Here is a 25,515-nt window from a genome sequence, read left to right on the forward strand (position 1 = left end):
GGGCGAATGACGGCCGGTGACGTCCGAGATCGCGGCACGCCGGCTGGACGCGCCGGACGCCCGACCTGGAGCCACCTGTCGGATTCGAACCGACGACCGTCCGCTTACAAGGCGGGTGCTCTACCAGCTGAGCTAAGGTGGCGCGCCCTCACGGGCTCCGGACGAGTCTGCCAGAGTCCGCGAGGGGCTGACCAAACGGGTTCGGGCTCCCTCACGCCCCGCCGGGGGCGGCCTCGATCGCCTCGCGGAGTACGCCGGGCTCGGTCCAGGTCACGTCCGGCGGTTCACCGTCGAGCAGGACCTGCGGGGTGGACCGGTTGCCGGTGTCCCGTTCCATCTGGTTCGTGGCGGCCTCGACCCATTCCGGGTACTGGCCGTCGGTGAACGTGTCGATGGCCTCCTGCGGCACGCCCACGTCCGCGGCGATCTCGGCGAGCTGGTCGTCCGAGAGCGCCACGAGCTCCTGCTCCTGGAACGCGAACACGGCGTCGGTGAACGCCGCGTACTGCTCGGGGGCGTAGTTCGCGACCGCCGCGGCGGCGATCGCGGACCGCTGCGAGGCGCCGGCCGCGCCCGGATCCACGATGGCCACCGGGTGGTAGACCACGGTCACGTCGCCGGCCTCACGCAGCTCGGTGAGGTCGGCGGCGTTGGCCGTCTCGAACTCGACGCAGTGCGGGCACATGAAGTCGAGATAGACATCCAGCACCGGGGCACCGGAGTTGGTGGTGCCCGCGGCGCCGTCGGCACCCACACTGATCCCGCCGTGCAGGTCGGAGTTCGCCGGCCGCACCTCGACGTCCTCGAGGTAGGACTTGTTCGCCTGCTGGGCGATCAGGATCCCGGCCACCACGATCAACGCGACGAGGGCGACCGCGCCTGCGATCAGGACGGCGCGGGTGCGCCGCTCCTTCGTCGCCTGCGCGGCGCGGATCCGCTCCGCCTCCGCCCGGGCGCGGTCCCGTGCACTGGCACGGACGGCTGCCGACCCGTCCTTGCCGCTCCTCGACGCCATGGCGTCAGGCGGCGTCGGTGACGGCGGCCAGGAACGCGCCCGGCTCCGTCCAGTTGCCGTCCCAGTCCTGACCGTCGATGTGGATCGTCGGGGTGCCGCTGACGCCGTCGCGCTGCGACTGCTCGGTGGCCACGCCGACCCAGTCGGTGTACGTGCCGGCCGCGAGGGAGTCCGCGACCTCCTGGGACACGCCCGCCTCGACGGCGATCGCGGAGATCTCCTCATCGGTCAGGCCCGGGCCACCCTCGGCCGGCTGGTTCGCGAAGAGGGCCTCGGCGAACGGCAGCGCCATCGCCGGCTCGGCATCGGAGACGGTGGCGAACGCGTTCGCGGCTCGCGTGGAGTACATGGTGCCCGCCGACGCGTTGTCCAGGTTGGCGAGCGGGTGGTAGGTGACGGTGGCCGTGCCATCCGCGGCCAGCGTGGCCACGTCCTCGCCGTTCACCTGCTCGAACTGACCGCAGTAGGGGCACAGGAAGTCGAGGTAGACGTCGACCTCCACGGCCCCCTCGTTCGGGCTGCCGGCGCCCTCGGCGCCGATCGGGATACCACCGTGCAGGTTCGACCCCGCGGGGACCTCGCCCTCGAAGTCCGAGAGCAGGGTCCGCCCTGCGGCCTGGTAGATGAAGAAGCCCGCGGTCGCGATGAGCGCGATCACGAGTACGACGGCGCCGATGAGGATGCCGCGGTTGCGCTTCTCGCGCTTGGCCGCCTGCTCGCGCAGTCGGGCCGCCTCGAGTCGGGCCGCTTCGCGGCGTTCCTCGCGGGAAGCCTTGGGGGTGTTCGCTGCCATGAGAGTCGTCCTTAGTCCTGGGTGCGCGGCGTCTGGCCGCTGCGGGTGCGGGTGCGGGTGAGCGTGCTGGTCGGCTGCGGGTTCCGCGCGCCTACGCGCACACCGGCGGACCGCGGCGCAGCACCTGCCGCGAGGGACGATCGGCGGCCACGGCGCTGGCCAGCCAGTCGACGAACACCTGCCCGACGGCGGGGGTCACCTTGGGCAGGGTCGCTCGCCGTGGTCTCAACAAGGCGTAGATGCCGTCGCGGACGGCGGCCGCGGCCTTCGCCAGCCAGTGCCCGACGGCGACGGCGGCGAGGTTCGCGAGCACGGCGGTCGCCGCGAGCGCGGCGAACACCCCGAGCAGGGTGGCCGTGTGCGGTCCGAAGCCCAGGTACCCGGTGGGGCAGTCCGCGACCCCGCGCATCTGCGCCACGTTCTGCGCGACGAACCCGATCAGGCCGGTGCCGCGCACACACTCACTCGAGCGCAGCAGCGCGGCGAAGCCGGCAGTCAGCGCCGGCCAGGCGAGCACGGTGGCCACGAGCAGGGCAGGGGACGTCGGGCGCGTGAGTGCGCGCACACGTCTGCTCCAGCCACCGGTCACGCCCCACAGGATACGGCGCGCATCTGATGGACCGGTATAGGGGTCTGGTCACACCCGACGTCCGGCCGGGTCAGAAGCGCGGGATCGGCGGCTGGTCGAACGGCGCCCAGTCCGCGCCGGGGCTACCGAGGAGCAGGAGAACCGCGGCCGTCGCCAGCAGACCGAGCGCGATGGCGACCCAGGCCCAGGCCCCGCGCACCCCTGGCGCGAACACCGCGAGCACCGACCGGGCTCCCTCCCGCGCGTGCCCGCTGGACGGGGTCCACCACAGCAGCAGCGTCACCACGGCCACGACGGCGGGCACCACGAACGTCAGTGGCACCGACGGCGACGCCAGCCCCCACACGATGACCCCGCCGAGCCCGGCCACGATCAGGCCCGGCAGGGTCAGCAGCGTGGAGAGGACCAGATGCCACGGGGAGGCGAGGCCGGCCGTGACCAGGTCCCACTTGCCCGGGCCGCGCCGGATCCGTCGCCCGCGCAGGCTCCGCGCCGCGGAGCCCACGGTGCCGACGAGCAGGAAGACGGCGAGGAACACCAGCAGTGTCCAGGACGGCCAGAGCACGCCGAGCCCGACGGCGGCCAGCCACCAGGCGCCGGTCACGCCCGGCCGTGGCTTGGCGGGGATGGCCCACGCCGGCCACTGGCCGGGGGCCTCACCCTGACCGGGCTGCCCAGGCTGACCGGGGTGCCCGGGCTCGTTGGGCGGTTCTCCGGAGGTGGTCGGGTACCAGGAGGTTTCCGACGGCGTGGGCCGGCTTGGTGGGCCCGCGACCTGGCTCGGTGGTGGCGCCGGGTACTGCTGCGCCACGTGCTGCTGCGGGATCGGCTGCTGTGGCATGGATGGCGCGGTGGGGTGGGCCTCGCGCATCGGGCTCGCCTGCGTCGGCGGGTACTGCTCACGCAGTGCGAGCGGCATGACCGCGGTCGCCGGGCGGTCGCCCGGCTGCGGATCGCGCGGCCCGCGAGGTCCGTCTGCGTCGGACTCGGCACCGGAGCCGGCCGACGGCGCGTACGACGGCGGATGCCCACTCGGCGGCCGGTACGTCGGCAGCTCCTCGCCCAGCGCCGTGGTGCCGGGTCCGGTCGGCGAGTACGACGGCGGACCCTGACCCGCTCCGGCGACGCCTCCCGCCGGAGGGTAGGACCGCGGCAGCTCACCCGCGGCAGCGCCGCCGGCGGCCCCCAGCGCACCCGCCGCACCAAGAACTCCCGCCGCACCCACGGCCCGTGCCGCAGGCGACTGCCCAGCGGAACCTCCGCCGTCGTAGGCGTCACCGTCGTAGCCCGCGGCGCCGTAACCGTCATCACCCGCGGAACCCGCGCCGTCGGCCCCGGCTGAGCCGCCACCGTCGAGCCCGGCGTCAGCCTCGTCCCAGTCGCCGGGCGCCAGCAGCGACGTGACCTCCCGGCCCTCGGCGTGATCGGTGAGGGCGCGGAGCACGGTGTCGGTGCCCATCCGCCGGTCGGGGTCCGGGTGCAGTGCGCGTCGCAGCACCTGCGCGACCCGCGGGTGCAGGCCCGCGACGTCCGCTCGGCCGGCCTCGACCCGCATCAGCACCCCGGGGCCGCGCCCGAACGGTGGCCGGCCGGTGGCCGAGTAGACGAGCACGGCGGACCAGCCCCACCAGTCCCCCGCGGACCCCGGGTCGGCGCCTCGCATCACCTCGGGATCGACGTATCCGGGGGTGCCGGTGACCATGCCGGTCTGGGTCAGCCGGGTGTCGTCGGCGAGCTGGGAGATGCCGAAGTCGATCACGACGGGGCCGTCGTCGGTGAGCATCACGTTGGCCGGCTTGAGGTCCCGGTGCACCACGCCGGCTGCGTGGATCTCCTCCAGCGCCTGCGCCAGCCCGTTCGCGAGGCCCGCCAGCTCCTCGGCGTCCATGGGTCCGTGCTCGACGATCGAGTCCTCCAGCGACTGCCCGTCGATCAGCTCCGTGACGATGAACGCCTCGTCGGAGTCCGCCTCCGCGTCCAGCACCCGGGCGACGTGCTCGCCACGCACCCGGTGCAGAGTGGCCACCTCCCGGCGCAACCGCTCCCGGGCGGCCTCGTCGGCGCTGAACACCGGGTGCAGCAGCTTCACCGCGACCAGCCGGTCCTCGGCGTCGAGTGCCTTGTACACGGTGCCCATACCGCCCGCGCCCAGTCGTGCGAGCAGCCGGTATCCACCCACCTCACGCAGTGGGGAGGAGGCCGGGCGCTCGTCCATATCGGCAACCTACGCCACCATCCAGGGCGGCCGGGGGCGGCCCGCCGCGCGGCCCACGCATGGCCGACCCCCCGGGCAGATCGGGCGGCACCCCGATAGCCTGGGGCCACACCACTGAAGAGCTGAGGGATATGTCCGGCACCCACGATTTCGTTGTTGTCGCCAACCGCCTGCCTGTGGACATCCAGATCGATGTCGACGGCGAACGTACCTGGACCCGCTCCCCCGGCGGCCTCGTCACGGCGCTGGCACCCATCATGAGGGCCAAGGGCGGCGCCTGGGTCGGCTGGTCCGGCGCAGCGGATACCGCGATCGAGCCGTTCGACGCCGACGACATGTGGCTGGCACCGGTGCCGCTGTCCGCCAAGGAGATCGCCACCTACTACGAAGGCTTCTCCAACGCGACCCTGTGGCCGCTCTACCATGACGTGATCGTCGACCCGGAGTACCACCGGGTCTGGTGGAACGCCTACCTCGAGGTGAACCGCCGGTTCGCGGAGGCGGCCGCGGTGAACGCTGCCGAGCACGCCACCGTCTGGGTGCACGACTATCAGCTGCAGCTCGTACCGCAGATGCTGCGTCGGCTCCGCCCCGACGTGCGGATCGGGTTCTTCAACCACATCCCGTTCCCACCGGTGGAGCTGTTCGGCCAGCTGCCCTGGCGCAAGCAGGTCATCGAGGGTCTGCTCGGGGCGGACCTGGTCGGCTTCCAGCGCACCGGGGACGCGGCCAACTTCCTGCGCGCCGTGCGTCGGTTCACGTCCTACGGCACCCGCGGCCAGGTCATCACCATCGGCAAGCACTGGACCCGCCCGGAGCGGCACGTGCGGGCTGCGACGTTCCCGATCTCCATCGACTCGGCGCAGCTGGACGAACTCGCCCGGACCGAGGCCGTGGAGAAGCGGGCCGCGGCGATCCGCTCCGAGCTGGGTGACCCGGACGTGCTGCTGCTCGGCGTCGACCGGCTCGACTACACGAAGGGCATCCGGCACCGGATCAAGGCGTTCGGCGAGCTGGTGGCCGAGAAGAAGCTCACCGTGCCCGCGGCCGCGCTGGTGCAGGTGGCCAGCCCGAGCCGGGAGCAGGTGGAGCAGTACAAGACGCTGCGCCACGAGGTCGAGCTGATGGTCGGGAACCTCAACGGCGAGCACGGCTCGCTCGGGCGCTCGGCCATCTACTACATGCACCACTCCTACCCGCAGGATGAGATGGCTGCCCTGTACCGGGCGGCGGACGTGCTGCTGGTGACCGCGCTGCGGGACGGCATGAACCTGGTCGCCAAGGAGTACGTGGCCGCCCGCAGCGACCTCGGCGGAGTCCTCGTGCTCAGCGAGTTCGCCGGTGCCGCGGACGAGATGAGCCAGGCCCTGCTGGTCAACCCCCACGACATCGAGGGCATGAAGTCCGTGATCATGAGGGCCGCGACCATGGATCCCCGGGAGGGGCGCCGCCGGATGCGGGCGCTGCGCAAACGGGTCCTCGAGCATGACGTCGCGCACTGGGCGAACTCGTTCCTGTCCGTGCTGGAGGCGGTGCCGCAGCGGACCTCGCACGTCTGAGCCCGCACCCGTCCGACCCCTCGCGCGACGGCGGTCACACGCGCCGCCTCGCGCTCACGAGCCCTCGAGGAGTACTGCATGCATGACACCCTGACGGCGGCGCTCGACGACTTCGCCGCGTCGTCGCCGATCCTGATCGCCCTCGACTTCGACGGCTGCCTCGCCCCGTTCGAGCAGGACCCGGCGAACTCCCGCCCGCTGCCGGAGTCGTCCGCCGCCCTGGCCCGGCTCGGCGCCGATCCGGGCGTGCAGCTCGCCCTGGTCTCCGGCCGACCGGCCGCGGACCTGCTCACCCTCGCCACGCCGTCCGCCGGCACCTGGCTGGTCGGCAGCCACGGTGGGCAGACCGGCGAGGTCCGCGCCGACGGCACCCTGCACCTGGACCCCTTCGAACTCACGACGGCGCAGGCCGAGCTGCGCTCCGCCGTCGCCGACGCGCTGGCCGAGCTGGCCGCGGCGTACCCGGGTGCGTGGGTCGAGAACAAGCCGGCCGCGGCGGCCCTGCACACCCGCGGGCTCAGCGCAGAGGCAGCGGACGAGGCACTGGACGCGGCGATGGCGGGGCCCGGCGGGTGGCCGGGGGTGCACCCGATCCGCGGCAACCAGGTCGCCGAACTGGCGGTCCTCGAGGTGACCAAGGGCCAGGCCCTCGAGCGCCTGCGGGCGCGGCTGCTCGGCGGCCCTCCGGCAGCACCGCGGGAGGTGAGCGAACCCGGGGAGGCGACCTCCGCCGTCGGGCCCCGGGTGCTGTACGCCGGCGACGACGTGACCGATGAGACGGCACTCGCGACCCTGCGAGACGGCGACGTCGGCGTGAAGGTGGGCGACGCCCCGACGGTCGCCGGCCACCGCGTCCCGGACGAGCGGGCGGTGGCCCGGATGCTGACCCATCTCGCGGACCGGAGGGCGACGCAGATCACACCGTGAGGTGTGGCACAATCATCTTGGCCCGCAGCCATTGCGAGCCGTGTCAGCGGAGACACTCTGACACCTTTCACAACGGATCGTCCGGCACGTACCTGCCGGTGAAGGGAAAGACCAACATGGCATCGGTCACTTTCGACCAAGCAACCCGGGTGTACCCGGGTCAGGAGCGTCCCGCGGTGGACTCGCTCAGTCTCGAGGTCGGGGACGGCGAGTTCATGGTGTTCGTCGGCCCGTCGGGCTGCGGTAAGTCCACCTCGCTGCGGATGCTCGCAGGCCTCGAGGACGTGAACTCCGGCCGCATCCTGATCGGCGACCGCGACGTCACCGACGTCCAGCCCAAGGACCGCGACATCGCGATGGTGTTCCAGAACTACGCGCTGTACCCGCACATGTCCGTGGCGGACAACATGGGCTTCGCCCTGAAGATCGCCGGCACCCCGAAGGCGCAGATCCGCGAGCGCGTCGAAGAGGCCGCGAAGATCCTCGACCTGACCGAGTACCTCGACCGGAAGCCGAAGGCGCTCTCCGGTGGTCAGCGTCAGCGTGTCGCCATGGGCCGCGCCATCGTGCGTCAGCCCCAGGTGTTCCTCATGGACGAGCCGCTGTCCAACCTGGACGCCAAGCTCCGCGTCCAGACGCGTACGCAGATCGCGTCGCTGCAGCGTCGTCTCGGGGTCACCACCGTGTACGTCACCCACGACCAGACCGAGGCGCTGACCATGGGTGACCGCATCGCGGTCCTCAAGGACGGTCTGCTCCAGCAGGTCGGCACGCCGCGGGAGATGTACGACACCCCGGCGAACGTGTTCGTGGCCGGCTTCATCGGCTCCCCCGCCATGAACCTTGGTACGTTCTCGGTCGCCGACGGCAAGGCGAACCTGGGCGACACGCACATCCCGCTGACCCGCACCACGATCGACGCGATCACCGAGGCGGACAAGGGCGAGATCACGCTCGGCTTCCGTCCGGAGTCCCTGGACGTCTCGTCCGAGGGCGAAGAGGGTGCATTCGGCATCAACGTGAACCTCGTCGAGGAACTCGGTTCGGACGCGTTCGTCTACGGCCAGCTCTCCGCCCGTGAGGTTGCCGAACACGTCACCTCCGGCGCCGGCGAGGCCCAGCTGATCGCGCGCGTCGACCCGCGCCGCCCCCCGATGAAGGGCGACAAGATCTGGGTCAAGGTCCGCCCGGGCGAGGCGCACGTCTTCTCCTCCGCCACGGGTGAGCGCCTGCCGGCCTGATCCACGCGCACCACACGAGGGGGCGGGTTCCTGACGGGGCCCGCCCCTTCGCGTATGCCCCGGTGCTTCCGCCCTGCACCGGCGCACGCGTTTCCCGGCCGAACCTGAGAGACTTCTTCCATGCCCCAGTCCCTGCAGATCACCGCCGCGGCCCCGGACCCGGCACTGCTGGACCTGCCCTGGCACGTGCCGCTCGAGGAATGGCCCGAGTCGCACCTGGCCGCGCTGCCCCGCGGGATCTCCCGGCACGTGGTCCGCTTCGTGAAGCTCTCCGGGCGGGTCATCGCGGTCAAGGAGATCGGCGAGTCCGTCGCCTACCGGGAGTACGCGCTGCTGCGGGACCTGAACCGCCTGGACGTGCCCTCCGTGGAACCGGTCGGGGTCATCACGGGTCGCACCTCCCCCGACGGTGAGCAGCTGAACTCGGTGCTGATCACCAAGCACCTGAAGTTCTCGCTGCCCTACCGGGCCCTGTTCAGCCGGTACCTGGCCCCGGACATGGCCACGCGCCTCATCGACGCGCTCGCCGTGCTGCTCGTGCGCTTGCACCTGACCGGCTTCTACTGGGGCGACGTGTCCCTGTCCAACACCCTGTTCCGGCGGGACGCGGGCGAGTTCGCCGCCTACCTCGTGGACGCCGAGACCGGGGATCTGCATGACACGCTGACCAAGGGCCAGCGGGAGTACGACCTGGAGATCGCCCGGGTCAACATCATCGGCGAGCTCATGGACCTGGCCGCCGGAGACCTCCTCGTGGACGACATGGATACCGTCGCGGTCGGCGAGATGATCGTGCAGCGCTACGAGGAGCTCTGGAACGAACTGACCGGCGCCGAGGAGTTCGGAGCGACCGAACGGTGGCGGGTCGCGGACCGGATCCGGCGCCTGAACGAGCTCGGCTACGACGTCGGCGAGCTGCAGATGACCACGGACGTGGACGGCACCACCGTTCAGATCCAGCCGAAGGTCGTCGACGCCGGCCACCACCACCGCCGGCTGATGCGCCTGACCGGCCTGGACGCCGGCGAGAACCAGGCGCGCCGCCTGCTGAACGACATGGACACCTATCAGGCGGATACCGACCAGCAGGGCGAGGACGAGGAGTTCGTGGCGCACGAGTGGCTCGCCGACGTGTTCGAGCCGACCGTGCGCGCGGTCCCGCGCGACCTGCGCGGCAAGCTCGAGCCGGCGGAGGTCTACCACGAGGTGCTCGAGCACCGCTGGTTCATGGCTCAGAACGCCGGGCATGACATCCCGCTGAGGGATGCCCTGACGTCCTACGTGGAGAACGTTCTGCGGCACCGACCCGACGAGGAGGCCATCCTCGGCCTCGACACCGCAACCCTCGCCGCGATCGAACCGGACTGACCCTACGGGCGCACGCTCCGCCGTCGGGCCTGGTGCCCGCGCGGCTACGGGCGCGCCGGGTCCGGTTCGGCGAGCGCGGCGGGAACGGAGGTGCCGGCCAGCAGGTCGGCGATGTCCACCCGGGCGCCCGTGCGGCGCGAGCCGTTCGCCGCGATGCCCACCAGCACGGACCGCAAGCCGTCCGCGAGCCCGGCGGGGCGGCCGAGCGGATCGACGGCGGGTCCGCGGAAGACGTCGGTCAGGAGCTGGCCGTCACCGCCACCGTGCCCGCCCTCGCCCGTCGGGATCGGGACCTCCTGCGCGACCTCCCAGTGCCGCTGCACGAGCAGTCGCTGCCCACGGGCGCGCACACCGTCGGCGCCGGCGACGTTGGCCGGGGAGTTGGCGTCAAGGATCGGGTGGCCGTCGGCGTCCGGGACCACCGCCGAGCGCTCCACGACCTCGAGCTCGGCGCGGCCCTCGGTGCCGTTCGCCGTCACCCGGTACCCCTCCCACGGCGAGTGGGCGTTCAGCGAGTAGGTGAGCACCGGTCCGCGGTCGTAGCCGACCATCACGGACATGTTGTCCTCGATGGAGATGCCCGCCGAGAACACGTCCACGTCCCGCAGGTACCCGTCGTGGTGCTCGGCCTCGTAGTACAGGCGCCGCAACTCCGGGTCGGTGCGCAGGTCGAGGGCGAACGGGTCCCGGGTGGGTGGGTCCACGGTGCCGCGGGCGGGGCGTTCGGGCAAGCCCCGGGCGAGCGCGTTGTCGCGACCGTAGAAGCGCAGGTCGCCCGCCGCGAACACCCAGGCGGGGCTGTCCGCGAGCCACCAGTTCACCAGGTCGAAGTGGTGGGAGGCCTTGTGCACCAGCAGCCCGCCGGAGTTGGCGCGGTCCCGGTGCCAGCGGCGGAAGTAGTCCGCGCCGTGCGCGGTGTCCAGGGCCCACTCGAAGTGCATCGACGTGACGGTCCCGATCCGGCCGGAGTCGATGACGTCCTTCAGGGCGCCGTTGCGCGGCGAGTAGCGGTAGTTGAACGTCAGCACGAGGGACCTACCGGTGGCGGCGACGGCGTCGGTGATCCGCTCGCATCCGGGCAGGTCGGTCGTCAGCGGCTTCTCCACCACGACGTCCGCCCCGGCCGTCAGCGCACGGGCGACCAGGTCCGCGTGGGTGTGGTCGGGGCTGGTCAGGATGACGCGGTCGACCCGCTCGGAGGTGATCATCGCCTCGAGGTCGGCGGGCAGGTACCGGGCCGGCAGCGGCGCGCCGGGCCGGGTCTGCGCGACCAGCTCGTCGTACCGGTCCAGCCGACCCGGGTTCGGCTCGCACCAGGCCACCAGCTCACCGGCGTCGTCGAAGGGTCCGAGCAGCGCGTCGATGTACATCCGTGCGCGCGAGCCGGTCCCGATGATCGCGTACCTCGTCATGGTCGATGTGCTTCTTTCGTCGGGGTACTGCTCAGGGCTACTTGATGCCGGTCGTGGCGATCCCCTTGACCAGATACTTCTGGCCGAACAGGAACACGACGAAGACCGGGATCAGGGAGACGATGGACATGGCGAACAGGGCGCCCCAGTTCGAGGACCCGGTGGAGTCCACGAACGTGCGCAGGGCCACCGGGACCGTGTACATGTCCGGGCTGGTCAGGAAGATGAGCGAGGAGAAGAAGTCGTTCCACGTCCAGATGAACGTGAAGATCGCCGTGGTGGCCAGAGCCGGCAGGGACAGCGGCATCATGATCCGGGCGTAGATGCGGATGTGGCCGCAACCGTCCAGGCGGGCCGCCTCGTCCAGCTCCTTCGGGATGCCCCGGAAGAACTGGACCATCAGGAAGATGAAGAACGCGTCCGTGGCGAGGAACTTCGGGACGATCAACGGCAGGAACGTGTTGATCCAGTCCAGCTCGGAGAACAGCACGTACTGCGGCACGATCACCACATGGATCGGGAGCATGATCGACATCAGCATGATCGCGAACCACAGCCGCCGGCCGGTGAAGTTCAGCCGCGCGAACGCATACGCCGCCATCGAGCAGGAGATCAGGTTCCCGAGCACGGCGCCCGCCACCACCACGGCGGAGTTGGCCAGGTAGTGGGTGAACGGGTGCGCTAATGCGTTCCACCCGACCGTGTAGTTGCTCAGGTCCCACTCGGCGGGCAGCAACGACGGGTCCCTGAAGATGATGTCGTTCGGCTTCATCGAGCTGGACACCATCCACAGCAGCGGATAGAGCATCACCAGGCCGAAGGCGATCAGCAGCAGGTGCCGCAGGATCGACCGCAGCGAGGTCCGCCACAGCACCGGCCGCCGGGTGGGTGGCGCCTGGGCCGCCAGCTCGGTGAGGGTGGGCCCCCGGCGCGTGGTGGTCGGGGGGTCGGTCCGGGGCCCCGCCGCGCCCGCCCTGGTCTCAGTCACCGTAGAACACCCAGTACTTGGAGGCGAAGAAGTTCACGGCGGTCATCCCGGCGATGATCACCAGCAGCAGCCAGGCCATCGCGGACGCGTAGCCCATGTCGAACGCGCCGAACCCTCGCTGATAGAGGTAGAGCGTGTAGAACATGGTCGAGTCCGCCGGGCCGCCGGTGCCGCCGGAGACCACGAAGGCCTGCGTGAACGACTGGAACGCGCCGATCAGCTGCAGCACCAGGTTGAAGAAGATGATCGGGGTGAGCAGCGGCAGCGTGATGGAGCGGAACCGCCGGGACCGGGATGCGCCGTCGATCGCGGCAGCCTCGTAGTAGGTCTCCGGGATCTGCCGCAGGCCCGCCAGGAAGATCACCATCGGTGCCCCGAACGTCCAGACGTTCAGGATCATCAGGGTGCCGAGGGCGTAGTCCGGGTGCGACACCCAGCCCTGACCCTCGATGCCGAAGAGCGCGAGGAACTGGTTCACCAGGCCGTTCGTGCCGAACACCTGCCGCCACAGGATCGCGATCGCAACGGACCCGCCGAGCAGCGAGGGCAGGTAGAACACGGACCGGTAGATCGCCAGGCCACGCAGGCCCCGGTCCAGCACGATCGCCAGCAGTAGCGCGGCCGCGAGCTGCAGCGGGACGGAGATCAGCACGTAGGTGAACGTGACCCCGAGCGAGTTCAGCAGCCGCTCGTCGGCGAACATCCGGACGTAGTTCTCCCACCCGATCCAGTTCGGGTCCTGCAGCAGGTTGTAATCGGTGAAGGACAGGTACAGCGAGGCCACCAGCGGGCCCGCGGTGATCACGAACAACCCGATGAACCACGGGGCCAGGAAGAACACCGCGGCCCGGTTGTCGCCCTTCTCCGCGGCGCTGCGGCCGCGGCGACGATGACCCCGGCCGGGCTCGCGCCGCATCGTGCTCAGCTCGCGGAGTGCGGACACGCTGGAGCACCTCCCCCGGTGCGCTTCGCGGATGCCGGTCCCATGCGCTCAACTCCCTCGCTCGACTCGGTTGCTCAGGAGATCGCCGCGGTCACTTCGGTCACGAACGCCGCACCCGCATCCGCAGGGCTGGTTTGGCCGAACAGCACCTCCTGGTTCAGCCGGGTCAGGATCCCGGCGCTCTCGGTGGAGCCGGTCGGCCCGATCACGAAGTCGCCGTCGATGAACTCGCTGACCTGGCTGAGGAAGTCGAACTCGACCTGGGTGGTCGGTTCGAGGCCCTGCTCGGACAGGTGCGCCCGGATCGTCTCGTTCGACGGGACACCGCGGTCGGTGCCGATGAGGTCGGCCGCGTCGGTGCTGTTCACGAGGAAGTCGACAAGTTGTGCCGCGGCCTCCGGGTGCTCGGTCTCGGCGTTGATCGTGTACAGCTGCGAGGCCTGCTGCCACATGGCGGACCCGTTCGGGCCGGTGTCACCGGGCACCCGGATGAGGATCAGGTCCTGCCCGGACGCCTCCCGGAACGGGCCCAGGTTGTTCGACCAGCCGAAGGACATCGCGGCCAGGCCCTGCCCGAGCAGCGACTGCTCCGGCGAGGTCTGGGTGGTCAGCTCGGAGGTGATCGTGGCCGGCGGCGTCGCCCCCGACTCCATCAGGCCGGAGCTGTAGGTGAACCAGTCGGCGACCAGTTCCGGTGTCGCGTTGAGCGACCCGTCCTCCAGGTACAGACCGTGCCCGGACTGGTGGTTGAGGTAGAGGTCGAGCACCTCGGCGGACGTCGGATCGGCCGCGCCGTAGGTACCGTCCGGGGCGTTCGCGCTGATCTCGGCCGCGATGTCCGCGAAGTCGTCCCAGGTCCACGAGTCCTGGTCCGGCAGGTCCACCCCGGCCGCCTCGAAGATCGCCGGATTGACCACGACGCCGTAGGTGTTCGCGCCGGTCGGCACCCCGTACTGGGTGTCGGAGAAGAACCCGTTGGACAATGCGCCCGCGTCGAGCGTGGAGGTGTCCAGGTACTCGGCGACCTCGGCGAGGTCGAGGAGCACGCCGCGGTCCCCGTACTCGCGCGGGTAGGCGCCGCCCATCGTGATCACGTCCGGGGCGTCCCCGGCCGCGACGGTGGTGGCGAGCCTGTCGAAGTAGGCGTTGAAATCCACGTACTCGGTCTCCACGGTGATGTCCGGGTTGGCGGCCTCGAAGACCTCCACGGCCTCGTTCGTGATGGCGGCCCGGTCCTCGTTGCCCCACCACGCGAACCGGATCGTGACGTCCTCACCCGCTGCGGAGGCGTCGGGGTCGCCCGCGTCCGTACCGCCGTCGTCCGCCTGCCCACAGGCGGCCAGCGCGAGCACCAGGCCCGCGCCGACGATGCCCGCGACGCCCCGCCCGCGGCCACGCTCGCGCCTCGCTGAGAATCCGATGTTGCGCATGGTCGATCCCTCCCGGCGCGTCCTCGCACCGATTCGCTTCCGCTGTGAAGTGAGTGTGGATGTCGATCTCCGGACGGCTCTCGCCGCCTTCTTTACACCGGTGTAAAGACACCATGTGCAGCAGGTCGCTGTCAAGACCCTTGGGTCAGTCGGTCGCGGTGGACTCGCGCGTCTCGATGCGGAACCCGGCGACGATCTCGTGCGCCGAGGCCGTCTCGTGCTCACCGCCGCGTCCGGCCAGCCGGTCGGCGAGGAGCCCGACGGCGGTGCGTGCGATCTCGGTCCGGCCCGGGTCGATCGTGGTCAGGCTCGGGCGCGAGAAGCTCGCCTCCTCGATGTTGTCGAACCCGGCGACGGCCACGTCGCCGGGCACGGAGAGCCCGCGCTCGAACAGTTCCCGCATCGCGCCAAGGGCCATCACGTCGTTGAGCGCGAAGACGGCGTCAAGGGTGACACCCCGCTCGAGGATCTCGGCCATGGCCCGGGCCCCGGTCTGCCGGCTCCACCGCTCGTCGCCGGCCACCAGCCGCGGGTCCACCTCGACCCCTGCGGCGGACATCGCGGCGCGGAACCCCCGCGCGCGCAGGTTCCCGGCGCCGGACTCCGAGTCGTGCCCACCGATCAACGCGATGCGGCGCCGGCCGCCGTCGAGCAGGTGCTCGGTGACCGTCCGGGCGCCTGCCTCGTTCGCCATCGCCACGTGGTCGACGCCACGGCGCAGCGCCCGCTCGCCGAGCAGCACCATCGGGAAGTCGACGTCGAGTGCACCGGCGTCCGCGGAGCGCAACGCCGTCGGCGAGTAGAGCAGCCCGTCCGTCATCCGGCGGCGCGGGCTGGTCAGCACCTCGAGCTCCCCGGCCCTGGTGCCGCCCGTCTGCTCGATCAGCACGGTCAGCCCGACCTGGTCGGCCGCCGCGATGACCGCGTCGGCGAGTTCGGCGAAATAGGCCAGGCGCAGTTCCGGGACCGCGAGCGCGATCAGGCCGGTCCGGCCGAGGCTCAGGTTCCGGGCCGTGAAGTTCATCTGGTACCCGAGCTCGTCGATCACCCTCAGTACCCGGTCCCGCATCTCGGGGCGCACGTGCGGGTAGGCGTTGACCACGTTGGAGACGGTCTTGAGCGAGACACCGGCACGCCGCGCCACGTCCCGCATCGTCACCGCGCGCACCGTCACGCTCACCTCCGCTCGCCGGGTCCGGACGGAACCCGCCACGGGGGAACTATGCCACCGTCAACGTGCGAGACCTGCCTGGTAGGCCGGCAACGCGCGAGCCCACGGGCCGGTCAACACGCGGTGACGCGGCGTCGGCGGTCAGCGCGAACTGAGGTACTGGCGCACCCGCGGCAGGGTGGCAACGGCACCATTGAGCAGCGCGCCGCTGAGCAGCACGATGCCGACGATCCCGAGCGCGCGCTCCCCCGCGGTGGCGCGCCCACCGGCACGCCGCGACCGCCCGGCGCGACGCAGCAGTACCAGCCCGATGCCCAGCTCGACACCCGCGGCAGCCGCCGGCACCCAGGACCGGCTCACCTCCTCCGCGCTCTCGTAGAGCGCGTATGCCCCGGCCCGGGCCTCGTCCGCGGCGACGTGCGCGGCGCGGCGCATCGCCTCGGTGACCGTCACCGGGTCGATCGTGACGACGTCGTCCAGGCTCGTCGCGTCGATCTCATGATCGAGGAACCCGGTGATCGCGGCGGGCAGCCCGAGCGCCGCCACGAGGGCTGCGGGTCCGCCGTCCGATGACCGCTCCAGTGCGGTGCGCAGCTGTGCAGGGTCCGCGTCGGGTCGGACAGCGGCCAGGTCGCGGACCAGGGCACCGGCACCGAGCTCGGCGTCGATGAAGGCAGCCACGAGGTCGGCCACCCGCTCCTCGGTGGGTACCGCGGTGAGCGTTGCGTCCCAGGTGAACAACTGCGTGCGTTCCGGGGTCTCGATGAGCGCGACCGACGGGAACACCGCGCCGCGCTCGAGCAGCACCGCGGGCAGGTGCTCGGCCGCCCAGGTGAGCTCGGTGAGCACCGCGCCGCTCTCGATCAGCACCAGCCGGTCGTCACCGTGCGGGGCGGCGTGCAGGCGCACCCCGGCGGCGGTGGCCAGCGATTCCAACTGCGGCAGGCTCGCCGGGGTGAGGACCACGGCCCGGTCCGGCACCCGTGCGGAGACGACGTCGATCTCGGGATCGAACGGGTCGTCGTCGGGCTCCTCCTGCCCCTCGCCCGGTTCTGGAGTGGCATCGAAACCGACATCGTCGAACGCGACGTAGGCCTGGCATTCGCGCGCGAGGGCCTCGGTGAGTTCAGCCACACCCGGGCCGGGCACGACGTGTTGGCCATCCTCGGCGACGACGGCGACGCGGTCGTCGGCGTCGGTCGCGATCGTCACGGCGACGGCGTACGGGGCCTCGGGATCGGACTCGATCAGCGCGACCACCTGGGCACCGTCCAGGAAGCCGCCGGCCCGGGCGGCGTGGGGCGTTCTCGCGCTGACGATCCCGGAGCGGCGGCGCCACGTCGGTGTACTCGTCATTCCCCGACCCTACCTACCGTCGGGCCTGCTGACACGCACAACGCCCGGCGTGGGCCGGTCACGCCGATGCGGCGTCGCGGCGTTTGCGGGCCACCTCGTACAGGGCGATCCCGATGGCGGTCCCGGCGTTCAGGGACTCGGTCGCGGCAGCGATCGGGATCGAGACGATCAGGTCGCAGGTCTCGCGGACCAGGCGGCCGAGACCCTTGCCCTCGGAGCCGAGGACCAGGACCAGCGGGTCGCCGGCGAGCTCCAGGTCACCGATCTCGGTGGGCCCGTCGCCGTCGAGACCGACCACGAAGCAGCCGGCCTGCTTGTACATCTCCAGGGCGCGGACCAGGTTCGTGGCGCGCGCGACGGGGACCCGCGCGGCAGCGCCGGCGGAGACCTTCCACGCGGACGCCGTCACCCCGGCGGCCCGCCGCTGCGGGACGACGACCCCGTCGACGCCGAACGCACCGGCGCTGCGCAGGGCCGCACCGAGGTTGCGGGGGTCGGTGATGCCGTCGAGGGCGACGATCAACGGAGTGTGACCGTTGCCGGTGGCAAGGTCCAGCAGCGCCTCGGGCTCGGCGTAGGAGTACGCGGGCACCTGGATGACCACACCCTGGTGCACGCCTCCGTCGGTGAACCGGTCGAGCTCGGCCTTGGAGACCTCCAGCAGCGGCAGCGAGCGGGCCGTCACCTCGCGCAGGATCTCCCGGGTCCGGTCATCGGAGTCGATCCGGTGGGACAGGTACACCGTGGACACCGGGATGTCCGCGCGCAGGGCCTCGACCACCGAGTTGCGCCCACCGACGTACTCATGGGCCTTTGCGGAGGAACGCCCCTGCGACCGCCCCTGCCCGCCGCCGCGCCCGCTCTTGGCCGCGTCACGATCGGAGGCCGCCTTCCGCTTGGCGGCCGGGTGGTAGGGCCGGTCCTCCGCCTTCGGCGTCGGACCCCGGGCCTCAAGGGCCTGACGGCCGTGGCCGCCGGTACCGACCCGGGCGCCCTTCTTGGAACCGGGCTTGCGCACGGCTCCCTGACGTCGAGAATTACCGGCCACTTGTGCCACCCTTCACGCTCCACCGGGCGCCGCCCGGGGAGTCCTCGACAACGATTCCCGCTGCCGTCAGTCTGTCGCGCAGGGCGTCGGCACGCGCCCAATCCTTCTCGGCCCGCGCCTGGACGCGCTCGGAGAGCACCGCCTGCACGAGGACGCCGAGCGCCTGCTCCGCTGCGCCGTCGGCGGCCCGTTCGCCGACCCACGGCTGCGCCAACGGGTCGATCCCGAGCACGTCGAGCATCGTGCGCACCTGCGCCTGCGCGGTGCGCACCTGCGCCTGGTCCTGCGCGGCCAGCGCCGTGTTGCCTGTGGTCACGTGCTCGTGCACGACCGCGAGCGCGGCCGAGACGTTCAGGTCGTCGTCCATCGCGGCGGCGAACGCTTCCGGCACCTCGGTGCCGGCCACCTCCTCGAGGGTGAGCGCGCCGACGAGCTCCACGGCGCGCTGAACGAACCCGGAGATCCGCTCCCAGGCGGCGCCGGACTCGTCGAGGCTGGTGTCCGAGAACTCGAGGGTGGACCGGTAGTGCACCGCGCCGAGGGCGTAGCGCAGCACGACGGCCTCGCCCCGCTCCAGCACCGCATCGACGGTGAGGGAGTTGCCGAGCGACTTGCTCATCTTCTCCCCGCCGACCGTCACCCAGGCGTTGTGCATCCACAGGTTCGTGAAGCCCCAGCCGGCTGCCTGCGACTGGGCCTGCTCGTTCTCGTGGTGGGGGAAGCGCAGATCGATGCCACCGCCGTGGATGTCGAAGGACTCGCCCAGGTACTTGTGCGCCATCGCGGAGCACTCCAGGTGCCAGCCGGGCCGGCCGCGGCCCCACGGGGTTGGCCAGGAGGCGCCGTCCGGGTCGGTCTCCTTGGTGGCCTTCCAGAGCGCGAAGTCCCGAGGGTCGCGCTTGTCCGAGGCCTCATCCTCCACCGTGGAGAGGTTCTCCAGGAGCTGATGGGTGAGCTCGCCGTACTTGCCCCACGAGCGCACGTCGAAGTACACGTTGCCCTCGTCGCCGACGTAGGCGTGCCCACGCTCGAGCAGCAGCGTGATCAGTTCGGCCATCTCGGTGACGTGCCCGGTCGCCCGCGGTTCGTACGCGGGCGGTGCGACACCCAGGATCTCGTACGCCCGGTTGAACTCCCGCTCGAACCGGTGCGCCCAGGCCCACCACGGCACGCCGGCCTCGGCGGACTTGGTGAGGATCTTGTCGTCGATGTCGGTGACGTTGCGGACCAGGGTGACGTCCAGGCCGTTACGGCTCAGCCAGCGGGTGAGGATGTCGAAGGCGATTGCCGAGCGCAGGTGCCCGATGTGTGGCGCGCCCTGCACCGTGGCGCCACACAGGTAGATGCCGACCCGTCCGCTCTCACGGGGGACGAAATCGCGCACCTCACGGGTGGCGGAGTCATACAGGCGCATGGTCACCACGGGAGTTTATCGGCCGCACGCCGGCCCGGGCACCCGCGGGGCGGTGCGGCCCCGCGGGTTGCCCCCGCGTCAGGGCGCGGCGATGACGTCCTGGCGCTGGGAGCCGAGGCCCTCGACGCCGAGCTCGACCACGTCGCCGGGGGCGAGCCACTCCTGCGGGGACTTGCCCATGCCGACGCCGGCGGGGGTGCCGGTGTTGATGAGGTCGCCCGGTTCGAGCACCATGAACTGGCTCAGGTAGTGCACGATGAACGTCGGCGAGAAGATCATGTCCTTGGTGGAGCCGTCCTGCTTCGGCTGCCCGTTCACGGTCAGCCACAGGCGCAGGTTCCGCACGTCGCCCACCTCGTCCGGGGTGACCAGGTAGGGACCCGCCGGGTTGAAGGTCTCGGCGGACTTGCCCTTGGACCACTGGCCGCCCCGCTCGATCTGGAAGGCGCGCTCGGACACGTCGTGCGCCGTGAGGTACCCGCCGATCACGGCTTCGGCGGCGGCCTCGTCCTCGAGGTAGCGCGCACGGGCGCCGATGACGATGCCGAGCTCCACCTCCCAGTCCGTCTTCTCCGAGCCGCGCGGGATGTGCACGGTGTCGTTCGGGCCGATGAGTGTGTTGGGGGACTTCGTGAACAGCACGGGCTCGTCCGGGGCCGCGGCGCCCGACTCGGCGGCGTGGTCGGCGTAGTTCAGGCCGATGCACAGGATCTGGTGCGGGCGAGCGATCGGAGCGCCGATACGCTGGTCGCCGAGGTCCTGCACCTGCCCCGCGGCTACGCGCTCGGCCACGACCGGCGCCAGGGCGGCCGGTCCACCGCCGGTCCAGAAGGCGGCGTCCACGTCGCCGACGACATCGGAGACGTCGACGTAGCGCCCCTCCTCCACGAGCACACCGGCCCGCTCCGCTCCGAACTCTCCGACTCGCAACAGCTTCATTGACTCTCGCCTCTCGTGGGATGCCCGGGCTCGGGCAGGGCTGGGACGTCGACGACCGACCCCGATCGGGCCGAGTCTAGGAGCGCCTCGACGGCGGCGACGGCGGCGGCCGCTGGGCGAGACGGGCCGAGGTTCTCGCCGCGGCCGAGGACCAGGTCGATGAATGCCTCGACCGGCCGGCCAGGTCGGTAGGCGCTGAGGTGCTGGTCCGGCTCGTACTCGAGCACCGAACCGTCCCCCCGCTGCCAGCGAACCCGGGCCCGCAGCAGGTCGTGACTGACCTCGCCGGTGCTGCCGAGGTAGCGGATGTGCTGGCGGTGCGGCACGCCGTCCGGGGTCGCCGCGGTACCGATCGCTACCCCGAGGGCGCCACGCTCGAGGGTGAACGTCATCGCGTCCTGCACGTCGACGTCGGTCCCAGGATGCTGCGAGTCGGTGAACGCGGCGACGCGACGCATCTGCTGGCCGGTGCACCAGCAGAGCAGCCCGAGCACGTGGGCCAGCTGGGTGGTGGCGTGGCCGCCGCCGTTCGCGGCCGAGTAGGCACCCGGGTGCCGCCGTTCGGGCGCGTCGTCGCCAGGGTCGGACCCGGCGGCCGCGAACAGTGCGATCGCCGAGGACGAGAACTCGGCCGTCACCTGCCGCAGTTCCCCGATGCCCTCGCGGACGGCCCTTCGCGAGAAGGTGGCCGCGGCGCCGTACTGGTGGGTCAGGCCGACCGCCAGGTGCAGACCGGCCCGCTCGGCCGCCGTCGTCATCGCGAACGCGTCCGCCGAGGTGACCGCGAGCGGCTTCTCGACGAGCACGTGCCGCCCCGCGGCGAGCGCGGTCAGGACCGGCTCGCGGTGGTGGGCGTTGGGCGTCGCCACGAGAACCACGTCGACGGCGCAGGCCGGGTCCGCGAGCGCCGTCGCCAGGTCCGGGTGGGCCCGGGCGCCGGTGCGCGCAGCGAGCGTGTGCGCGCGTGCCGCGTGCGGGTCGCAGACCGCGACGAGCTCGGCGTCGGGGTGCGCCAGGAGCGCCGGCACGTGATGGTTCGTCGCCCACCAGCCGGCGCCGACCAGAGCGAACCGAACGGGCGTCGCTCCGGCCGCGGTCATCGACGTGCTCCCACGAGCCCCATCAGAACCCGGCGTCTCCCGGGTCGATGCCGACGCCGGGTCCCTCCGAGGGCGCCGGCACGCCCGCTGGTGGCCCGAGGCCCACCATGATCTCGGCGAGGCATCCCGGGCCCGTGGCGGCCAGCAGGTGCAGCGCCCAGGGCTGCAGGGCCGAGGCGTGCGGCGCGAACGTCACGCCGTGTGCGCCTGCCACGGTCGCGAGCGTCTGTGCGATCCTCAGGCCGCCACACCAGGTGACGTCGGTCTGGAGCACGTCGACGCTGCGCGTGTTCAGCAGGTCCAGGCCGGCCCGCAGGCCGAACGCGTGCTCGCCGGATGCCACCCGGACCGGCGTGATCGCGCGGCGCAGTTCCTGGTGCCCGTCGAGATCGTCCGGGGCGAGCGGCTCCTCGATCCAGCCGAGCCCGAGGTCGGCGGCCGCGCGGGCGAACGCGACGGCGGTCGGCACGTCCCAGGACATGAAGCAGTCGACGGCGAGTGGGACCTCGGCGGGCACGCGCTCGCGCACGGCGGCGAGGACCTCGACGTTGCGCGCCACGTTGGTCGGGCCGTCCGCGGGTCCGTACGGCATCGGGACCTTGACGTACGCCGCGCCCGGCAGCAGGTCGGCAGGCAGGTCCACGCTCGCGTCCGCGGCGGTGAGGTAGTACGGCAGCGGCCCAGGGCTGCCGCCCAGCATCCGGTACAGCGGTACGCCGGCGGCGCGCGCGGCCGCGTCCCAGAGCGCGAGGTCGACGGCGGAGGTCGCCATGGCCACGGCGCCACCGGCCGCGTAGGGCTGCGCCACCCGGCCGAGTTCCGCGGTCAACCGGGCGACCTCGCGCACATCCTGCCCGACGAGCAGGTCGCGCAGGTGCTCCGTGAGCAGCGCCGCGATCACGGCGCCGCCGCGGGCCTGGCCGATCCCGAACACGGCCGGGTCCTCGGTGCCGATGTGGACCCAGACGACGTCGGAGCCCGGACCTCGCCAGGAGGAACGGCGCTCGCTGAACCGGGGGAACGGCGCCAGCGGCGTCGAGATCCGTTGGGAGTCCAACCAGGTGTTGGCCGAGAACGGTGCGGTCCGGACGGTCACCGATCGCACGGGGATCGCTGTGGGTCCGGTCGCCGTCGGCATGGAACCAGACGCTAGCGCATCCAACCCGGCGAGTTCTATGACACGAACACCGATTCGACATCTTGAACCGGCTGTCGAGTTGTGGGACGGTAACGGCGGGCAAACTTCTGCCGAACTCATCCGAACCGTGAGATGCAACGTAGCCACCGTCACGGCCGGACCAATAGTCTGCTGGCGGGCTCATATCCGGCGACATCCGAACACGTCGGATGCTGTCGGCGCAGGGAGCGCCCGACTGCATCATCAGATTGCATCGCTCGGCGACGCGCGATGTGCGACGAACCAAGGAGACTCCATGAAACGACTCACCGCCGTCCTGGCATCCGTCAGCCTCGCCGCCGCCGGGCTGGCCGTCACCGCCACCGCCGCTTCGGCCGGACTCACCACCCGGTGCATCGGCGACGCCGGCGCCGTCACCGTTCCTGGGGACCTGGTGGTCCCCGCCGACAAGACGTGTGTGCTCACCGGCACCACGATCGATGGCGCCGTCCGCCTGCAGCCGGGCGCGAACCTCATCATCACCGACGGCACCATCACCGGCGCCGTGGTCCTGAACGCGGACAGCTACTTCGACGCGGTCGGCACCTCGGTCGGTGGCAACATCAACAACCGCGACGGGTACGGCGTGTACCTGGAGGACGCCACGGTGGCGGGCGCGTACGTCGGCCAGGCCGGCGAGAGCGTCAACCCGTTCTTCTACGCCGTGGGCGCGGACGTGAACCGTCGCGTCGAGGCCGTCCAGGGAGCGCTCTACCTGGAGAGCACCCAGGTCGGTGGCCCGGTCACCGCGATCGGCACCGAGTACGCCGACGTGGTCGACTCCACGCTGCTGCGGGACCTGACCGTGTCCGGCAACGTCGCGGGTGCCACGCTGTGCGGCTCCGAGGTGGACGGCAACGTCACCTACACCGAGAACGGTGGCGTCCAGGTGGGCACCGGCTCGTCCATCGCCGTCTGCGAGGACGTCACCTACATCGGGGGCAGCCTGACCGCCTCGAACAACACCGTCGGCGTGGCCGTGAACGAGGCCATCATCCGCGGTGACCTCGGTGGCGAGGGCAACGACCCGGCCCCCACGGGCGCCGACAACCGCGTCCGCGGTGAGATCTCCGGTCAGTTCGTCGACCTGGCCCCGGCCTCGCAGCCGCAGGCCCGTACGTTCGGCGCCGAGGTGTCGAACGAGCAGCTGCTCCTCGACAGCATCACCGAGCGTCGCACGGCCGCCGAGACCGAGGCTGCCGCGGACGGTCCGGCCAACCTCTGAGTTCCTGGCACCACGCAGGACCGCTCAGGGCGCCCGGGTGTCGGCCATCGGCCGGCCCCGGGCGTCCTGGTGTCGGCCCAGGTCCCTCCCGCAGGCCTGGCCGCAGCCGCAGGCCTTCCCCCTGGCCTCCGACGCCGGTTCCCTGACGCGAAATGCGGGTCAGGGCGCGCTTGACCCGCACTTCGAGACAGCGGAACCGCGTCGGGATCTCAACGCGGCTCCACTGACGTGAATCGTCAATGCACCCACGCTCAACCCGCGCCTCGGGACATCGGAACAAAGCGCGCTCACCACTCCCCTGACGCGAAATGCGGGTCAGCGCGCGCCTGACCCGCACTTCGAGACAGCGGAACCGCCTCGGGACCGGAACCGATGCGGCACCCGGTCGGTGTACCGGGCGCGCCCGGCACGCGGCTCAGCTCAGCGGGCCGGGAACTGCGCCGCCAGGGCGCGCACGGCGTCCTCGTCGACGGTGACGCCGAGGCCGGGTGCCGTGGGCAGCGTGACCTGCCCGTCCGAGACGGCGCCGTCGGCCATGAAGTCCGCGGACATCAGGGCCGCGGACTTGATCGACGTGTGCGGTCCGTACTCCATGGCCGCGAGCGACTCGGCGGCGCCGCTGACCTGCAGACCGGCCGCGTAGGCCAGCGACGTGGCCATCGAGTGGTGCGGGGCGATCGGGACGTAGTTCGCGGCCGTCACGGCCGCGATCGCGAAGCCCTCGCTGATCCCGGTCCGCCCGATGTCCGGCTGGGCGATGCCGACGGCCCGCCGGGCGGTCCACTCGGCGAACTCGAACCGGTGCCGCATCGCCTCGCCGACCGCGACCGGGGTGGCGAGGTCCTGGGCGAGCAGTTCGTGGCCGCGCAGGTCCTCCGGGGCGAGGGGAGCCTCGAAGAACCAGATCCCCCGCTCGTCCAGGGCCCGGCCGAGCGAACGGGCCGGGCCGAGCTGGTGCACCCAGTGGGCGTCCACGGCCACCCGCGGCGCCGGCCGGTCGCCTGCGGGTTCGCCCGCCAGCGCCTCCAGCACGGCGTCCACCGTGGCCAGTACGGTCCGTGGGTCCGTGCTCAGGTGCAGCTTCATCGCGTCGAAGCCGGCCCGACGGGCGGCGACGGCGTGCTCCGCCTTCTCCGCGGGCGTCGCCCCGCCGACCGTGGTCAGGTAGAGCGGTACCTCGGTGCGGTAGGCACCGCCGAGCAGGGTGTGCACGGGCAGGCCGTGGGTGTGGCCGGTCAGGTCCCAGAGCGCGATGTCCAGGCCGGCGACGGCGTCCGCGTGGTGGCCGTTCAGGTGGCCGCGTTCGCGCATGGTCTCCTGGAGGCGGAACGCGGTGGGCCGTGGGCCGTCGAGCTCGGTGCCGACGAGCAGCGGGGCGAACACCTCGTTGATGATGACCGCCGGCGCCTCGGGGGCCACCGGCGCCAGGGCCTCGCCCCAGCCGACGTGGTCGGCGGTAGCGATCCGGACCAGCACCGTCTCGTCCCGCGCCGGGTAGACGCTGCGGACGTTCGGGGCGGCTCGGTACCGTGCTCCCCCGGGCTCCCGACCGGGAGCGAGGGGCAACTGCAGCGGGAACGCCTCGAGAGACGTGATGGTGGGCAT

At 71.7% G+C, this 25,515-nt stretch carries 21 protein-coding genes and 1 tRNA gene; 5 read left to right on the forward strand and 17 right to left on the reverse strand.

Annotated elements, in window-relative coordinates; genetic code table 11:
- Positions 1-66: 66 nt before the first annotated feature.
- The 5 genes from KCQ71_RS13425 to KCQ71_RS13445 all read right to left on the reverse strand — a co-directional run bounded on the left by KCQ71_RS13425 (position 67) and on the right by KCQ71_RS13445 (position 4,612).
- Positions 67-142 (reverse strand) — tRNA-Thr (locus KCQ71_RS13425).
- Positions 143-211: 69 nt separating this feature from the next.
- Entirely contained in the window at positions 212-1,015 is an 804-nt protein-coding gene (locus KCQ71_RS13430; protein ID WP_223406687.1) for a DsbA family protein, read from the reverse strand.
- A gap of 4 nt (positions 1,016-1,019) precedes the next feature.
- Positions 1,020-1,808, reverse strand: a complete 789-nt coding sequence (locus KCQ71_RS13435; RefSeq protein ID WP_223406689.1) for a DsbA family protein — start codon at positions 1,806-1,808, stop codon at positions 1,020-1,022.
- Positions 1,809-1,899: 91 nt separating this feature from the next.
- Positions 1,900-2,373 (reverse strand): hypothetical protein, encoded by a 474-nt coding sequence (locus tag KCQ71_RS13440; protein WP_223406691.1) that lies wholly within the window; start codon positions 2,371-2,373, stop codon positions 1,900-1,902.
- Positions 2,374-2,467: 94 nt separating this feature from the next.
- Complete coding sequence (locus tag KCQ71_RS13445; RefSeq protein ID WP_223406693.1) at positions 2,468-4,612, reverse strand: serine/threonine-protein kinase; 2,145 nt, start codon at positions 4,610-4,612, stop codon at positions 2,468-2,470.
- A 131-nt stretch (positions 4,613-4,743) separates the two neighbouring features.
- Between KCQ71_RS13445 and KCQ71_RS13450 the strand changes: the two genes are divergently transcribed.
- The 4 genes from KCQ71_RS13450 (at position 4,744) to KCQ71_RS13465 (ending at position 9,707) form a co-directional block, all read left to right on the forward strand.
- Entirely contained in the window at positions 4,744-6,171 is a 1,428-nt protein-coding gene (locus tag KCQ71_RS13450) for an alpha,alpha-trehalose-phosphate synthase (UDP-forming) (protein WP_223406695.1), read from the forward strand.
- Between the two features lie 78 nt (positions 6,172-6,249).
- Positions 6,250-7,098: a trehalose-phosphatase gene (otsB, locus tag KCQ71_RS13455; RefSeq protein ID WP_223406697.1), complete on the forward strand. Its 849-nt coding sequence runs from the start codon at positions 6,250-6,252 to the stop codon at positions 7,096-7,098.
- A 116-nt stretch (positions 7,099-7,214) separates the two neighbouring features.
- The gene (locus tag KCQ71_RS13460; protein WP_223406699.1) at positions 7,215-8,339 is read left to right on the forward strand and encodes an ABC transporter ATP-binding protein; all 1,125 of its coding nucleotides are present in this window, start codon (positions 7,215-7,217) and stop codon (positions 8,337-8,339) included.
- Between the two features lie 120 nt (positions 8,340-8,459).
- Positions 8,460-9,707 (forward strand): DUF4032 domain-containing protein, encoded by a 1,248-nt coding sequence (locus tag KCQ71_RS13465; protein WP_223406701.1) that lies wholly within the window; start codon positions 8,460-8,462, stop codon positions 9,705-9,707.
- Positions 9,708-9,751: 44 nt separating this feature from the next.
- Here KCQ71_RS13465 and KCQ71_RS13470 read toward each other — a convergent pair whose 3' ends face one another.
- The 11 genes from KCQ71_RS13470 to KCQ71_RS13520 form a co-directional block, all read right to left on the reverse strand.
- Positions 9,752-11,119, reverse strand: coding sequence for a Gfo/Idh/MocA family protein (locus tag KCQ71_RS13470; protein ID WP_223406703.1), 1,368 nt, complete (start codon positions 11,117-11,119; stop codon positions 9,752-9,754).
- A gap of 37 nt (positions 11,120-11,156) precedes the next feature.
- On the reverse strand, positions 11,157-11,993 hold the full coding sequence (locus tag KCQ71_RS13475) for a carbohydrate ABC transporter permease (RefSeq protein ID WP_372454034.1): 837 nt from the start codon (positions 11,991-11,993) through the stop codon (positions 11,157-11,159).
- Between the two features lie 106 nt (positions 11,994-12,099).
- Positions 12,100-13,050, reverse strand: coding sequence for a carbohydrate ABC transporter permease (locus tag KCQ71_RS13480; RefSeq protein WP_372454023.1), 951 nt, complete (start codon positions 13,048-13,050; stop codon positions 12,100-12,102).
- Between the two features lie 74 nt (positions 13,051-13,124).
- Entirely contained in the window at positions 13,125-14,480 is a 1,356-nt protein-coding gene (locus KCQ71_RS13485) for an ABC transporter substrate-binding protein (protein WP_223406705.1), read from the reverse strand.
- 145 nt (positions 14,481-14,625) lie between these two features.
- Entirely contained in the window at positions 14,626-15,693 is a 1,068-nt protein-coding gene (locus KCQ71_RS13490) for a LacI family DNA-binding transcriptional regulator (RefSeq protein WP_223406707.1), read from the reverse strand.
- Positions 15,694-15,792: 99 nt separating this feature from the next.
- Complete coding sequence (locus KCQ71_RS13495) at positions 15,793-17,007, reverse strand: hypothetical protein (RefSeq protein WP_223406709.1); 1,215 nt, start codon at positions 17,005-17,007, stop codon at positions 15,793-15,795.
- Positions 17,008-17,065: 58 nt separating this feature from the next.
- Positions 17,066-18,055 (reverse strand): 23S rRNA (guanosine(2251)-2'-O)-methyltransferase RlmB, encoded by a 990-nt coding sequence (rlmB, locus tag KCQ71_RS13500; protein ID WP_223406711.1) that lies wholly within the window; start codon positions 18,053-18,055, stop codon positions 17,066-17,068.
- Positions 18,045-19,475 carry a cysteine--tRNA ligase gene (cysS, locus tag KCQ71_RS13505; protein ID WP_223406713.1) on the reverse strand — a complete coding sequence of 477 codons (1,431 nt, stop codon included), beginning with the start codon at positions 19,473-19,475 and terminating at the stop codon, positions 18,045-18,047. The genes rlmB and cysS overlap by 11 nt, the downstream gene beginning before the upstream one ends.
- A gap of 72 nt (positions 19,476-19,547) precedes the next feature.
- On the reverse strand, positions 19,548-20,408 hold the full coding sequence (locus tag KCQ71_RS13510) for a fumarylacetoacetate hydrolase family protein (RefSeq protein ID WP_223406725.1): 861 nt from the start codon (positions 20,406-20,408) through the stop codon (positions 19,548-19,550).
- Complete coding sequence (locus KCQ71_RS13515; protein WP_223406727.1) at positions 20,405-21,508, reverse strand: Gfo/Idh/MocA family protein; 1,104 nt, start codon at positions 21,506-21,508, stop codon at positions 20,405-20,407. Before KCQ71_RS13515 ends, KCQ71_RS13510 begins: the two co-directional genes overlap by 4 nt.
- 22 nt (positions 21,509-21,530) lie before the next feature.
- The gene (locus KCQ71_RS13520; RefSeq protein ID WP_223406728.1) at positions 21,531-22,646 is read right to left on the reverse strand and encodes an enolase C-terminal domain-like protein; all 1,116 of its coding nucleotides are present in this window, start codon (positions 22,644-22,646) and stop codon (positions 21,531-21,533) included.
- A 295-nt stretch (positions 22,647-22,941) separates the two neighbouring features.
- Here KCQ71_RS13520 and KCQ71_RS13525 point away from each other — a divergent pair, with 295 nt between their 5' ends.
- Positions 22,942-23,910 (forward strand): hypothetical protein, encoded by a 969-nt coding sequence (locus KCQ71_RS13525; protein ID WP_223406729.1) that lies wholly within the window; start codon positions 22,942-22,944, stop codon positions 23,908-23,910.
- A gap of 420 nt (positions 23,911-24,330) precedes the next feature.
- Here KCQ71_RS13525 and KCQ71_RS13530 read toward each other — a convergent pair whose 3' ends face one another.
- Entirely contained in the window at positions 24,331-25,515 is a 1,185-nt protein-coding gene (locus tag KCQ71_RS13530) for a mandelate racemase/muconate lactonizing enzyme family protein (RefSeq protein WP_223406731.1), read from the reverse strand.

This window comes from Occultella gossypii, assembly GCF_019947135.1.
In the GTDB taxonomy this organism is placed as follows: Bacteria; Actinomycetota; Actinomycetes; order Actinomycetales; family Beutenbergiaceae; genus Occultella; species Occultella gossypii.

Coding starts and splice junctions, on each gene's coding strand:
- KCQ71_RS13430 (WP_223406687.1), bottom strand. CDS start 1,015: ATGGCGTCGAGGAGCGGCAAGGACGGGTCGGCAGCCGTCCGTGCCAGT.
- KCQ71_RS13435 (WP_223406689.1), bottom strand. CDS start 1,808: ATGGCAGCGAACACCCCCAAGGCTTCCCGCGAGGAACGCCGCGAAGCG.
- KCQ71_RS13445 (WP_223406693.1), bottom strand. CDS start 4,612: ATGGACGAGCGCCCGGCCTCCTCCCCACTGCGTGAGGTGGGTGGATAC.
- KCQ71_RS13450 (WP_223406695.1), top strand. CDS start 4,744: ATGTCCGGCACCCACGATTTCGTTGTTGTCGCCAACCGCCTGCCTGTG.
- otsB (WP_223406697.1), top strand. CDS start 6,250: ATGCATGACACCCTGACGGCGGCGCTCGACGACTTCGCCGCGTCGTCG.
- KCQ71_RS13460 (WP_223406699.1), top strand. CDS start 7,215: ATGGCATCGGTCACTTTCGACCAAGCAACCCGGGTGTACCCGGGTCAG.
- KCQ71_RS13465 (WP_223406701.1), top strand. CDS start 8,460: ATGCCCCAGTCCCTGCAGATCACCGCCGCGGCCCCGGACCCGGCACTG.
- KCQ71_RS13470 (WP_223406703.1), bottom strand. CDS start 11,119: ATGACGAGGTACGCGATCATCGGGACCGGCTCGCGCGCACGGATGTAC.
- KCQ71_RS13485 (WP_223406705.1), bottom strand. CDS start 14,480: ATGCGCAACATCGGATTCTCAGCGAGGCGCGAGCGTGGCCGCGGGCGG.
- KCQ71_RS13495 (WP_223406709.1), bottom strand. CDS start 17,007: ATGACGAGTACACCGACGTGGCGCCGCCGCTCCGGGATCGTCAGCGCG.
- KCQ71_RS13510 (WP_223406725.1), bottom strand. CDS start 20,408: ATGAAGCTGTTGCGAGTCGGAGAGTTCGGAGCGGAGCGGGCCGGTGTG.
- KCQ71_RS13515 (WP_223406727.1), bottom strand. CDS start 21,508: ATGACCGCGGCCGGAGCGACGCCCGTTCGGTTCGCTCTGGTCGGCGCC.
- KCQ71_RS13520 (WP_223406728.1), bottom strand. CDS start 22,646: ATGCCGACGGCGACCGGACCCACAGCGATCCCCGTGCGATCGGTGACC.
- KCQ71_RS13525 (WP_223406729.1), top strand. CDS start 22,942: ATGAAACGACTCACCGCCGTCCTGGCATCCGTCAGCCTCGCCGCCGCC.
- KCQ71_RS13530 (WP_223406731.1), bottom strand. CDS start 25,515: ATGCCCACCATCACGTCTCTCGAGGCGTTCCCGCTGCAGTTGCCCCTC.